8 protein-coding genes are annotated in these 12,342 nt (G+C 66.3%); 1 reads left to right on the top strand and 7 read right to left on the bottom strand.

Going from position 1 to position 12,342, the window contains the following annotated elements; translation table 11 throughout:
• Window positions 1-32: 32 nt before the first annotated feature.
• The 5 genes from ACFPN5_RS21280 to prpB all read right to left on the bottom strand — a co-directional run bounded on the left by ACFPN5_RS21280 (window position 33) and on the right by prpB (window position 9,186).
• On the bottom strand, window positions 33-2,945 hold the full coding sequence (locus tag ACFPN5_RS21280) for a bifunctional diguanylate cyclase/phosphodiesterase (RefSeq protein WP_379785839.1): 2,913 nt from the start codon (window positions 2,943-2,945) through the stop codon (window positions 33-35).
• A 185-nt stretch (window positions 2,946-3,130) separates the two neighbouring features.
• On the bottom strand, window positions 3,131-4,321 hold the full coding sequence (gene prpF, locus ACFPN5_RS21285) for a 2-methylaconitate cis-trans isomerase PrpF (protein WP_379785840.1): 1,191 nt from the start codon (window positions 4,319-4,321) through the stop codon (window positions 3,131-3,133).
• 181 nt (window positions 4,322-4,502) lie between these two features.
• Window positions 4,503-7,103, bottom strand: coding sequence for a Fe/S-dependent 2-methylisocitrate dehydratase AcnD (gene acnD / locus ACFPN5_RS21290; protein ID WP_379785841.1), 2,601 nt, complete (start codon window positions 7,101-7,103; stop codon window positions 4,503-4,505).
• 9 nt (window positions 7,104-7,112) lie between these two features.
• The gene (gene prpC, locus ACFPN5_RS21295) at window positions 7,113-8,264 is read right to left on the bottom strand and encodes a bifunctional 2-methylcitrate synthase/citrate synthase (RefSeq protein WP_379785842.1); all 1,152 of its coding nucleotides are present in this window, start codon (window positions 8,262-8,264) and stop codon (window positions 7,113-7,115) included.
• 37 nt (window positions 8,265-8,301) lie between these two features.
• Window positions 8,302-9,186, bottom strand: coding sequence for a methylisocitrate lyase (gene prpB, locus ACFPN5_RS21300; RefSeq protein WP_379785843.1), 885 nt, complete (start codon window positions 9,184-9,186; stop codon window positions 8,302-8,304).
• A 199-nt stretch (window positions 9,187-9,385) separates the two neighbouring features.
• Here prpB and prpR point away from each other — a divergent pair, with 199 nt between their 5' ends.
• Window positions 9,386-11,011 carry a propionate catabolism operon regulatory protein PrpR gene (gene prpR, locus ACFPN5_RS21305; RefSeq protein WP_379785844.1) on the top strand — a complete coding sequence of 542 codons (1,626 nt, stop codon included), beginning with the start codon at window positions 9,386-9,388 and terminating at the stop codon, window positions 11,009-11,011.
• A 15-nt stretch (window positions 11,012-11,026) separates the two neighbouring features.
• Here prpR and ACFPN5_RS21310 read toward each other — a convergent pair whose 3' ends face one another.
• On the bottom strand, window positions 11,027-11,482 hold the full coding sequence (locus tag ACFPN5_RS21310) for a DUF2127 domain-containing protein (protein WP_379785845.1): 456 nt from the start codon (window positions 11,480-11,482) through the stop codon (window positions 11,027-11,029).
• Window positions 11,483-11,526: 44 nt separating this feature from the next.
• Window positions 11,527-12,216 carry an Lcl C-terminal domain-containing protein gene (locus tag ACFPN5_RS21315; protein ID WP_379785846.1) on the bottom strand — a complete coding sequence of 230 codons (690 nt, stop codon included), beginning with the start codon at window positions 12,214-12,216 and terminating at the stop codon, window positions 11,527-11,529.
• Window positions 12,217-12,342: the final 126 nt, after the last annotated feature.

Genomic DNA, 12,342 nt, shown 5'->3' on the forward strand with positions numbered 1-12,342 from the left:
GGGTGGACGGAGGAGCCGTCCACCCTACGGATTCAAACGCTGCGTGAATGCCGGCCGTCTTCGAGCAGCAACTGCCCAGTCGCCCCGCTGTCGAGCGCACGCGCAAACAACCAGCCCTGCACGTACTGGCAGCCGAAGCCCCGTAGCAGTGCCAGCTGCTCGGCGGTCTCCACGCCTTCGGCCACGACCTGCAGCTGCAGGCTGTTCGCCAGCGCCATCACGGCGGCGACGATTGCGCGGTCCTCGCTGCTGGCCACCAGTTCGCGGACAAAAGTGCGGTCGATCTTGATCTTGCGGACCGGGAAGCGCTTCAGGTAGGCCAGGCTCGAATAGCCCGTGCCGAAGTCGTCGATCGACAGGCGCATGCCCATGCGGTTGATCTGGCCGAGGATGTCGAGCGTCTGCTCGCCGTGCTGCATCAGCGCGGTCTCGGTGATCTCGAACTCCACCAGCGCCGGGTCGATCCCGGTTTCCTCGACGATGCGCCGGATCGATTCCACCAGCGCCTTGTGCATGAACTGGCGCGCCGACAGGTTGATTGCCAGCGGCACCTGCGGCAAGCCGTCGCGCTGCCAGGCCATGCTCTGCTCGCAGGCGCGCCGGATCACCCATTCGCCGACCGGCACGATCATCCCGTTCTCTTCCAGTACCGGGATGAAGTCGTCGGGCAGGACCAGCTCCGTGCCAACCAGCAGGGGCTTGCGCCAGCGCAGCAGCACTTCCAGCGCGTGCACGCGGCCGGTGGCGATGTCCATGATCGGCTGGTAGAACGGCTCGAACTCGCCGTTCGCAAGCGCCTGGCGCAGGTTCGATTCGAGCTCGAAATGGCGCGCCGCCGCGCCGTTCATGCGCTGGGTGAAGAACTGGTAGTTGTTGCGCCCCGCCGCCTTGGCCTGGTACATCGCCGCATCGGCATTGCGCATCAGGGTTTCGACATCGAGGCCGTCGTCCGGATAGACGCAGATGCCGATCGAGGGCGAGATGTGCAGGTGGTGGCCCTCGAAGGGCACGGGCGCCGCCAGCGCGTCGATGATCTTGTCGCCGATGTGGCTGCACTCTTCCAGCGCGTGCACGCCCGGCACCAGCACCACGAATTCGTCGCCGCCCAGGCGCGCCACGGTATCGCTGGCGCGCACCGCGCGGCACAGGCGTCCCGCGACTTCCTTGAGCAGGTGGTCGCCGGTGGCGTGGCCGAGCGAATCGTTGATGTTCTTGAAGCGGTCGAGGTCGAGGAACATGATGGCCAGCTTGCCACCGCTGCGCTGCGCGGCCAGGATCGAACGCTCGAGGCGGTCGGACAGCAGCGCGCGGTTCGGCAGGCCGGTCAGGCTGTCGTGGTAGGCCATGTGGTGCACGCGCGCCTCGGCCTGGCGCCGCTCGAGGATCTCGTCCTGCAGCAGCGCGTTGGCGCCGGCCAGTTCGGCCGTGCGTTCGGTCACGCGCACCTCGAGTTCGTCGCGGGCGCGGCGCACCGCCTCGGCCGCCTCGCGCTGCGCCGTCACGTCGTCGACCAGCCACAGGCTGCGCCCGCTCGGGTCGGCCAGGTCGAAGGGACGGCCCGACAGCCGGCCCCAGAAGGTTTCGCCGCTTTGGCGCACCAGCAGGTGCTCGCCCACGCTGACGCGCCCGGCGGCAAAATCGCGGGCAGTCTCGCGGCGCGCGGCCTGCCAGCCCTGCGTGCTCGGATACAGCGATCGTATGCTGGTGCCGGTGCAGGCGCCCGGCTGGTAGCCGAACAGCTCTTCCATCTTGCGGTTGCAATGCAGCGTGCGCCCGTTCTCGACCACCGCAATCCCGAGCACCGCGGTGTCGAGGATGGCCTGGTTCTCCAGCAGCGCCACGCGCAGCGCCTGTTCATCGCGCTTCTGGCGGGTACGGTCCTCGACGATCCATACATAGCCTTGCGACAGCTCGCCGGGATTGACCGCGTAGCCGATGATCTTGGCCCAGATCGGCGTGCCGTCCTTGCGCACCAGTTCGGTCTCGGCCTGGTAGGTGCGGCCCTGCGCGAACAGCGGATAGGCGGCGGCGGCAATGCGGTTGAACGCGTCGACGCCGGGGTGCAGGGCCTGCACCATCAGGCCGTCCCAGCCCCCGTCGGCATAGCCGAACATGTCGAGGAAGGCCGCGTTGCAGCGCCTTACGCGCTGCTTGCGCGTAAACATGATCGCCAGCGAGGCGTTGTTCATCAGCGCCTGCAGTTCGCGCCGCGCGTGGCGCGTTTCGCTGACGTCCTCGATGATCCAGATCGTGCCGGCCTCGCGCTGGCCCGGCACCACGGCACTGGCGCGCACCCGCGCCCAGAACAGGGAACCGTCGCGGCGCACGAACCGGCACTCGGCTTTTTCGTAGATGCCGCCCTTGGCCAGTGCTTCCAGGGCTTCGTCCCTGAACTCCTGGTATTCCGACGGAGACGCGAACATCTCACCGGGATCACGGTCAGCCAGCTCCTCGACGCTGTAGCCGACCATGCTTGACAGGCGCGGATTGCACTCCTTGAGCAGGCCGGGCTTGGTGAACACGATGCCGACCGGGGCATTGTCGAAAATCGCCTTGTGCTCGCCCATGGCGATGCGCAGCGCCTGCTGGCCGCGCTCGTAGCCGCTGACGTCGGTGAAGACAAAGGTGGCGCCGGGCGCGCCCGCACCGGGCGGCAGGGGCTTCGAGCGTACCTGTACGACCATGTCGAGGCCGTCCATGGCGAGCCGGGTATTCCAGCAGCGCTCGGCGCGCATGGCGCGGCGCAGCTCGACGAGGGCAATGCGGGCCGCTTGCCCGCTGAACAGGTCGAACAGCGAGCGGCCCGCGAGCGGCGCGCCGGCCAGCAGGCGCATGCCGCTGTTCGCGGCAAACACGATGCCGGTCGCGTCGACGGCGCATGCGGGCCCTGCGATCAGGTCCAGCGCTTCAGCCACGAAAGCCGGTTTGCTCGAAAGTCTGTCCATTCCCTGAGGTTCCCCTTGCATGCAGCCTGGATACAAGCCACTAAATGTTGCCCGATGATAAACCAATGGGCGTGGAATCTCCACAGCGTCATTACAAAAAAGCCCGGCGGCTGCGCACTGCGCGGCTGCCGGGCCTCCATTTCATGCAAGCAGGGTAAGACGGACTGATCAAGCCCGCGAAGACGTCAGAACCCGTCGCCCGGCACCCGCACCCAGCCTTCCATCAGCACGCGGGCGCTGCGGCTCATCACCGCCTTGGTCACGCTCCATTCGCCGTTCATGTCGACCGCCTCGGCGCCCACGCGCAAGGTGCCCGACGGGTGCCCGAAACGCACTGCGGCGGGCTGGCCGCCGCCGGCGGCGAGATTGACCAGCGTGCCCGGCACGGCGGCGGCGGTGCCGATCGCCACTGCCGCCGTCCCCATCATCGCGTGGTGCAGCTTGCCCATCGAGAGCGCGCGCACCAGCAGGTCGATCTCATCGGCCGCGACGCGTTTGCCGCTGGACGAGGTGTAGTCGAGCGGGGGCGCGACAAAGGCGACCTTCGGGGTGTGCTGGCGGCTCGCGGCCTGGCCCAGGTCATCGATGAGGCCCATGCGCAGCGCACCGTGGGCGCGGATCGTCTCGAACAGCGCCAGCGCGCGCGGGTCGCCGTTGATCGCGTCCTGCAGTTCGGTGCCCGTGTAACCGATGTCCGCGGCATTCACGAAAATGGTCGGGATGCCGGCATTGATCATCGTCGCCCGGATGCTGCCCAGGCCCGGCACCTCGAGCTCGTCGACCAGGTTCCCGGTCGGGAACATCGAGCCGCCCGCGCCCTCCTCGTCGGCCGCCGGGTCCATGAATTCGAGCTGCACTTCGGCGGCCGGGAAGGTCACGCCGTCGAGTTCGAAGTCGCCCGTTTCCTGCACTTCACCGTCCGTGACGGGCACGTGGGCGATGATGGTCTTGCCGATGTTGGCCTGCCAGATGCGCACCGTCGCCATGCCGTTGTGCGGCACGCGTTCCGGCGCGAGCAGGCCCGCATTGATCGAGAACGACCCGACTGCCGAGGACAGGTTGCCGCAGTTGCCGCTCCAGTCGACGAACGGCTTGTCGATCGAGACCTGGCCGAACAGGTAGTCGACATCGTGGTCCGCGCGCGTGCTTTTCGAGACGATCACGGTCTTGCTCGTGCTCGAGGTGGCGCCGCCCATGCCGTCGATCTGCTTGCCATAGGGGTCGGGGCTGCCGATCACGCGCAGCAGCAGTTTGTCGCGCGCCGGGCCGGGGACGCGGGCGGCTTCCGGCAAATCTTGCAGGCGGAAGAAGACGCCTTTGCTGGTACCGCCACGCATGTAGGTGGCCGGGATTTTGATTTGGGATGTGTGTGGCATTGTATTTGTTCCGATATGTGTGCCGGAGGGACGTAGGGTGGGCGGGTCCCCCGCTCACGCGTTCAACAGACGTTTGATTGGCTCCGGCATATGCCTTGGCCCATCATAAGCTGGTTGAACGCGTGAGCGGCAGAGCCGCCCACCCTACGGGTTCCCAGATACGATCCGGGTGTGCAACCGATTAAGCCGCGACCTTCGACGACGCCAGGAAGTCCTGCGCAAAGCGCTGCAGCACGCCGCCGGCCTCGTAGATCGACACTTCTTCCGCGGTATCGAGCCTGCACATTACCGGCACCTCGACACGTTGCCCATCGCGGCGGTTGATCACCAGCGTCAAGGTCGCGCGCGGGGTGCGCTCGCCGATGACGTCGAAGGTCTCGGTGCCGTCGATGCCCAGGCTCAGGCGGTTCACGCCCGGCATGAACTCCAGCGGCAGCACGCCCATGCCGACCAGGTTGGTGCGGTGGATGCGCTCGAAGCCTTCGGCGGCGATTGCTTCCACGCCCGCCAGGCGCACGCCCTTGGCCGCCCAGTCGCGCGACGAGCCCTGGCCGTAGTCGGCACCGGCGATCACGATCAGCGGCTGCTTGCGCTCCATGTAGGTCTCGATCGCTTCCCACATGCGCGTCACCTGGCCCTCCGGCTCGATGCGCGCCAGCGAACCTGCGCGCACGCTGCCGTCGGGATTGCGCACCATTTCGTTCTTCAGGGTGGGATTCGCAAACGTCGCACGCTGGGCCGTCAGGTGGTCGCCGCGGTGCGTGGCGTAGGAGTTGAAGTCCTCTTCCGGCAAGCCCATCTTGAACAGGTATTCCCCGGCGGCGGAATCCATCATGATGGCGTTCGATGGGGACAGGTGGTCGGTGGTGATGTTGTCGCCCAGGACTGCCAGCGGGCGCATGCCGGTGAGCGAACGCTCGCCTGCCAGCGCGCCTTCCCAGTACGGCGGACGGCGGATGTAGGTGCTCATCTCGCGCCAGTCGTAGAGCGGGCTGACCTGCTCGCCATCGTCGGCGACGCGTGCGAACATCGGCGTGTAGACCTTGCGGAACTGCTCGGGTTTTACGCTTTGCGCAAACACCGCGTCGATCTCTTCGTCCGTCGGCCAGATGTCGGCCAGGCGGATCGCATTGCCTTGTGCGTCGGTGCCCAGCACGTCCTTCTCGATATCGAAGCGGATCGTGCCGGCAATCGCATACGCGATCACCAGCGGCGGCGAGGCCAGGAAGGCCTGCTTCGCATACGGGTGGATGCGGCCGTCGAAGTTGCGGTTGCCCGACAGGACGGCGGTCGCGTACAGGTCGCGCTCGATGATCTCCTGCTGGATGACCGGGTCAAGCGCGCCGCTCATGCCATTGCAGGTGGTGCAGGCAAAGGCGACCACGCCAAAGCCCAGCTTTTCCAGCTCCGGCATCAGGCCCGCTTCTTCCAAATACAGCGAGACGGCTTTCGAGCCTGGCGCGAGCGAGCTTTTCACCCACGGTTTGCGGGTCAAGCCGAGCTTGTTGGCGTTACGCGCGATCAGGCCGGCGGCGATCATGTTGCGCGGATTATTCGTGTTGGTGCAGCTGGTGATGGCGGCGATGATGACGGAGCCGTCGGGCATCTTGCCCGGCTCGTTCTCGACGATGCCCGAAATGCCGCGCGCCGCCAGTTCCGAGGTCGGCACCCGCTTGTGCGGGTTCGACGGACCGGCGATGTTACGCACCACGCTCGAGAGGTCGAAGCGCAAGACGCGCTCGTACTCGGCGTTCGCCAGCGAGTCGGCCCACAGGCCGGTTTCCTTGGCATAGCTCTCGACCAGTGCCACCTGCGCATCTTCGCGGCCGGTGAGTTTCAGGTACTTGATGGTCTGCTCGTCGATGTAGAACATGGCGGCGGTCGCGCCGAATTCCGGCGCCATGTTCGAGATCGTCGCGCGGTCGCCCAGGGTCAGCTTGGCCGCGCCTTCGCCGTAGAACTCGAGCCAGGTCGAGACGACCTTGGCGTTGCGCAGGAACTCGGTCAGCGCCAGCACCACGTCGGTCGCGGTAATGCCCGGCTGCGGTTTGCCGGTCAGCTCGACGCCGACGATGTCCGGCAGGCGCATGTAGGATGCGCGGCCCAGCATGACGCTCTCCGCTTCCAGGCCGCCGACGCCGATGGCGATCACGCCCAGCGCATCGACCATCGGCGTATGCGAGTCGGTGCCGACCAGCGTGTCCGGGAAGGCGATGCCATCCTTGACCTGCACCACGGGGCTCATGCGCTCCAGGTTGATCTGGTGCAGGATGCCGTTCCCGGGCGGGATCACGTCGACGTTCTGGAACGCCTTCTTGGTCCAGTCGATGAAGTGGAAGCGGTCTTCGTTGCGGCGGTCCTCGATCGCCCGGTTCTTTTCGAATGCGTCCGGGTCGAAGCCGCCGCACTCGACGGCCAGCGAATGGTCGACCACGAGCTGGGTCGGCACCACGGGATTGACCAGTGCCGGATTGCCGCCCTCTTGCGCGATGGCGTCGCGCAGGCCGGCCAGGTCCACCAGCGCGGTCTGGCCCAGGATGTCGTGGCAGACCACGCGCGCCGGGAACCACGGGAAATCGAGGTCGCGGCGGCGCTCGATGAATTGCTTCAGTGCCGGCACCAGCTGCATCGGCTCGCAGCGGCGCACCAGGTTTTCCGCCAGCACGCGCGAGGTATAGGGCAGCTTGTCGTAGGCGCCCGGTTCGATCGAGTCGACCGCTTCGCGCGTGTCGAAGTAATGCAGGTTGGTGCCGTGCAGGGGTTTGCGGTATGCGTTGTTCATGATGCTCTTTTACTTACGAACGGCGATCGGCACGAACGCGAGGTCGTCGGGACCGACATAGTTTGCGCTCGGGCGGATGATCTTGTTGTCGATGCGCTGCTCGATGACGTGCGCGGCCCAGCCCGAGGTGCGCGAGATGACGAACAGCGGCGTGAACATGGCGGTCGGCACGCCCATCATGTGGTACGACACGGCCGAGAACCAGTCCAGGTTCGGGAACATCTTCTTGACTTCCCACATGACCGATTCAAGGCGCTCGGCGATGTCGAACATCTTCATCGAGCCGGCGCTCTCCGACAGCGTGCGCGCCACTTCCTTGATGACCACGTTGCGCGGGTCGGAAATCGTATAAACCGGATGGCCGAAGCCGATCACGACTTCCTTGTTCGCGACGCGGTTGCGGATGTCGGCTTCGGCTTCGTCGGCGTTTTCGTAGCGCTTCTGGATCTCGAGCGCCACTTCGTTGGCGCCGCCGTGCTTCGGGCCGCGCAGGGCGCCGATGGCGCCGGTGATGGCCGAGTGCATGTCGGAGCCGGTGCCGGCGATCACGCGCGCGGTAAAGGTCGAGGCGTTGAATTCGTGCTCGGCATAGAGGATCAGCGAGGTGTGCATCGCCTTGACCCATTCTTCGCGCGGCGCGTGGCCGTGCAGCAGGTGCAGGAAGTGGCCGCCGATCGAATCGTCGTCGGTCTCGGTTTCGATGCGCTTGCCGTTGTGGCTGTAGTGGTACCAGTACAGCAGCATCGAGCCGAACGAGGCCATCAGGCGGTCCGCGATGTCGCGCGCGCCGGGGGTGTTGTGGTCGTCCTTTTCGGGCAGCGTGCAGCCCAGCGTCGAGACGCCGGTGCGCATCACGTCCATCGGATGGCTGCCGGCCGGGAGAGCTTCCAGCGCCAGCTTGACCGCCTGCGGCAGGCCGCGCAGCGAGCGCAGCTTGGCCTTGTAGCCCTTCAGTTCGGCGGACGTTGGCAGCTTGCCGTGCACCAGCAGGTAGGCGATTTCCTCGAATTCGCAGCTGTTGGCGACGTCCAGGATGTCGTAGCCGCGGTAGTGCAGGTCGTTGCCGGTCTTGCCGACGGAGCACAGCGCGGTGTTACCGGCGGCGACGCCCGACAGGGCAACGGATTTCTTCGGCTTGAAGGCAGGGGCTTGTTCGGTCATGTTGGTCTCCAGTTCAGGTCTCAGTTTATTAATTCAATTATTTTTTCTGCGCCGCGAACAGCGCGTCGAGCTTTTGCTCAAAGTCGTGGTAATTGATACGGTCGTAGAGTTCGGCACGGGTCTGCATGGTGTCGACCACGGCCTGCTGGCTGCCATCGCGGCGGATGGCCGTATAGACGTTTTCAGCCGCCTTGTTCATGGCGCGGAAGGCCGACAGCGGATACAGCACCAGGCCCACATCGGCGGTTTTCAATTCGTCGACCGTGAACAGCGGGGTCGAACCGAATTCGGTGATGTTGGCCAGGATCGGCACGCCCACGGCTTTCGCGAAGCGCGAATACATGGCGAGTTCCGTCATCGCTTCCGGGAACACCATGTCAGCACCGGCTTCGACACAGGCCACCGCGCGCTCGATCGCCGCGTCGATGCCTTCCACGGCCAGCGCGTCGGTGCGCGCCATGATCACGAAGTTCTCGTCGGTGCGGGCGTCGACGGCGGCCTTGATGCGGTCGACCATTTCCTGTTTCGAGACGATTTCCTTGCCCGGGCGGTGGCCGCAGCGCTTGGCGCCAACCTGGTCTTCGATGTGGATCGCGGCGGCGCCGAACTTGATCATCGATTTCACCGTGCGCGCGACGTTGAAGGCCGAGGAGCCGAACCCGGTGTCGACGTCGACCAGCAGCGGCAGGTCGCACACGTCGGTGATGCGGCGCACGTCGGTCAGCACGTCGTCCAGGTTGGAGATGCCGAGGTCGGGCAGGCCGAGCGAGCCGGCGGCGACGCCGCCGCCCGACAGGTAGATGGCCTTGAAGCCGGCGCGCTTGGCGAGCAGGGCATGGTTGGCGTTGATCGCGCCGACGACTTGCAGCGGCGATTCTTCCTGGACTGCGCGACGGAACAGCGCGCCTGGCGATTGGATCATGGGGTCTCCTGAGTGGTTCGGTAATGAATGTGTTTATTACTGCAAGGAGCGTGCCAGCCGCCGGGCTACCGACCGCTTCCTGGAAAAGCCTGATACTTCAAGGGCTTAGCGTCAAGCGAGCTGGTGCGTACACCTGTTCCATGTTTCATTTGGCGTTTCAGTTGAAACATATGAAACAGCGTTGCGGTAAAATTGAAACATGCGACCGCCCTCCCCCCTGCCACAAGACTCCGACAAACCCGTCATCTGGACCGTGTCGGTCTCGCGCCTGTCTGACCTGTTCCGCGACATTACGCTCGAATACGACCACCTGGCGACCATCGAGCCGATCAACCTCGGCTTCGACGAAGCGGCGCGCCATATCCGCGAACGCATGGCAACCGAACGCTGCGACGTGGTCATCGCGGCCGGCTCGAACGGCGCCTACCTGAAGGGCCGGGTATCGGTGCCGGTGGTCAACGCCAAGGCCAGCGGCTTCGACCTGCTGCAGGCCCTGAGCCGGGCGCGCAAGGTCTCCACGCAGGTCGGCGTGATCAGCTACCAGCAGCCGCTGCCGGAACTGGCGGACTTTGCCGCCACCTTCGGCCTGACGATTGCACAGCGCAGCTATGTGACGCGCGAGGATGCGCGCGCGGCGATCAAGGAAATGCAGGCGGGCGGTATCGGAGTCATCGTCGGCGCCGGCCTGATCACGGACCTGGCCGAGGAAGCCGGTGTCAACAGCGTGTTCCTGTATTCGGCGGCCTCGATCCGCCAGGCCTTCGACGATGCGCTGGAAGTGGCGCGCCTGACCCAGCTGGAGGCGAACCGCCTCCGGCGCCGGCCGCTTGAGGACCTGCGGCCGGCGCGGCGCGGCCTGAACGACCTGCGCGGCGAGTCCGGCGCCATGGAGCGCCTGCGCCAGACGACCGTGCTGTACGCGCGTTCGCCTGCGACCGTGCTGATCGAAGGCGAAACGGGCAGCGGCAAGGAACTCGTCGCCCAGGCGATCCACCGCGAGGGGCCGCGCAGCCTGGGCGCGAACCGGCCCTTCGTGGCGGTGAACTGCGGCGCGATTGCCGAGTCGCTGCTCGAGTCCGAACTCTTCGGGCACGAGGAAGGCGCCTTCACGGGTGCGCGCCGCGGAGGGCATGCGGGACTGTTCGAGGCGGCCGATGGCGGCACGCTGTTTTTGGACGAAATCGGCGAAATGCCGCTGGCCTTGCAGACGCGGCTGCTGCGGGTGCTGGAAGAGCGCGAGGTGATGCGCGTGGGCGGCACGCGCCCGGTGCCGATCGCGGTGCGGGTGATCAGCGCCACCCATTGCGACCTGGAAGCGCGGGTGGGCGAAGGGCGCTTCCGCGCCGACCTGTTCTATCGCCTCGCGGTGCTGCGCCTTGCCGTGCCGCCGCTGCGCGCGCGGGTGCCGGACATCGCGCCGCTGGCGGAATGGTCGCTCAAGGGCGCGCTGGCGGCACTCGGCGCCCGGCCCCATCCGAACCTGCATGCCGAAGTGACGGCCTGTGCACCGCTGCTCGAACGCTATCGCTGGCCGGGCAACGTGCGCGAACTGCGCAACCTGATGGAACGCCTCGCCCTCTTCCTCGCGGCCGAACCGCTGCAGGCGCTCACGCCCAGCTTTTTACTGGCGATTGCTCCGGAGCTGGGGCGGGTTGATGCCGAGCTGGCCGCAGCCGGATCTGCGCCTGCAGCGCAGGCCCTGGCCGCGCCCGAGGAAAGCGTCGCCCAGGTGTTGGCCCGTTTCGGCGGCCAGCGCGACGCCGCCGCGCGCCACCTCGGCATCAGCCGCACGACCTTGTGGCGCAGGCTCAAGGCCGGCGCATGAGCCTCCGTCAACGGCTCAGCGGGCTGACCTGCGCCGACGCAGGCTGTAGAGCATGAAGGCCACGATGGCCAGGTTGAGCGCCAGCAGGCAGGCCGCGAGCCAGCCGGGACGGTGGTACAGCTCCCGGAGCTCGAAGGGCACGTAGACGGCGCCGCTTGCAGCGGCAAAGCCCTCGCCCCAGGCGCGGCCATACCACAAGCCATAGGCCTCGATCATGCGCACGGCCGCATACGCGATGGCGGCCATGGCAAGTTGCATCAGCCGAGCATCGTCCAGTTTGCTTGCAAACTCGAGGAAGACGCGGGGCGTATGCGCTGCGGGGTTCAAATGCGCGTGCCTCACCAGGCTCTCGGCAAAACGCTGGACATCCTGGTGCACCAGGGCGAACAGGCCCAGGCCGGTCAACAAGACCACGATTCCTTTTGACGCCTCGAGCACGGCAACGGTACGGATTCCTCGCGACAGGCGCATTGTTCAGTTCTCCCGTCAGGATCCTGACAGCGCCCGGGGAAACATCAACGCACGCAGGTGACGAAGGCCTTGTTGGCGTCGGCAACCGACGTGGTGGCGTTCGTGGCCAGGTTGACGGCGACGTGCTGCTTCTCGGCGGCGCCGGCGCTGGACGTCCAGGTGTCCTGCATGACCCATTTCTTCTCCGCCAGTTCGCCGGACGCAACCAGTGCCGTGAGCTCGAACTGGTTCGGCAGCCGCCATCCGTTCGAGCCGTTGATCTTCTCCCCCTTGCAGTAGGCATCGGCCTGCGCCCACGTTCTTGTGAACCAGGTCGGCATCCAGGACAATGCGCCGGTGGTGACGTAGGAGGCGGTCGCCGGCGGTGTCACGCAGGCCCCACTTTCCAGTACGGCCGGCGGTTCGCAGACGCGCTTTGCCACGGTCAGCGTGGTGCTGGTCGAGGTCGGGTAGTAGCTGCCCTCACGGCCCTGCTGGGCGGTGATCGTGCTGGTGCCGACTTCGCCGATGATGAGCTTGTCGCCCTGGACCGTCGCCACGCGCGAGTCGCTGCTGGTGTAGAAGAATGGGGCCGGGCTCTTCGAGGTCGGCGCCGTCAGGGTGATGGGTGCGTCGCCCTCGGTGGCGGTCAGCGCCGCGAAGGGGCCGAGTTCCACGCCGTCGTGCCCTCCGCAGCTTGCCAACAGAACTAAGGCGCCGGTCACGGCAAGGGAGAGGATGCGTGGGGTGGTCATGGTCTGGACAGGTCGAATGATTTAATTGCTCAAGTATAACGCTCATGGCAGAGGCCGTTGGCAAATTTCCAACGTGCCAGCGCTCTGCAACAGCGGGCCGATGCGGCGCGCATAACTCTACCGGGC

The organism is Massilia niabensis (genome assembly GCF_042655085.1).
GTDB classification, from domain to species: domain Bacteria; phylum Pseudomonadota; class Gammaproteobacteria; order Burkholderiales; family Burkholderiaceae_D; genus Telluria; species Telluria niabensis.

Bases quoted from the DNA above. Each gene is read 5' to 3' on its own strand.
- ACFPN5_RS21280 (WP_379785839.1), bottom strand. From the start codon at position 2,945: ATGGACAGACTTTCGAGCAAACCGGCTTTCGTGGCTGAAGCGCTGGAC.
- prpF (WP_379785840.1), bottom strand. From the start codon at position 4,321: ATGCCACACACATCCCAAATCAAAATCCCGGCCACCTACATGCGTGGC.
- acnD (WP_379785841.1), bottom strand. From the start codon at position 7,103: ATGAACAACGCATACCGCAAACCCCTGCACGGCACCAACCTGCATTAC.
- prpC (WP_379785842.1), bottom strand. From the start codon at position 8,264: ATGACCGAACAAGCCCCTGCCTTCAAGCCGAAGAAATCCGTTGCCCTG.
- prpB (WP_379785843.1), bottom strand. From the start codon at position 9,186: ATGATCCAATCGCCAGGCGCGCTGTTCCGTCGCGCAGTCCAGGAAGAA.
- prpR (WP_379785844.1), top strand. From the start codon at position 9,386: ATGCGACCGCCCTCCCCCCTGCCACAAGACTCCGACAAACCCGTCATC.
- ACFPN5_RS21310 (WP_379785845.1), bottom strand. From the start codon at position 11,482: ATGCGCCTGTCGCGAGGAATCCGTACCGTTGCCGTGCTCGAGGCGTCA.
- ACFPN5_RS21315 (WP_379785846.1), bottom strand. From the start codon at position 12,216: ATGACCACCCCACGCATCCTCTCCCTTGCCGTGACCGGCGCCTTAGTT.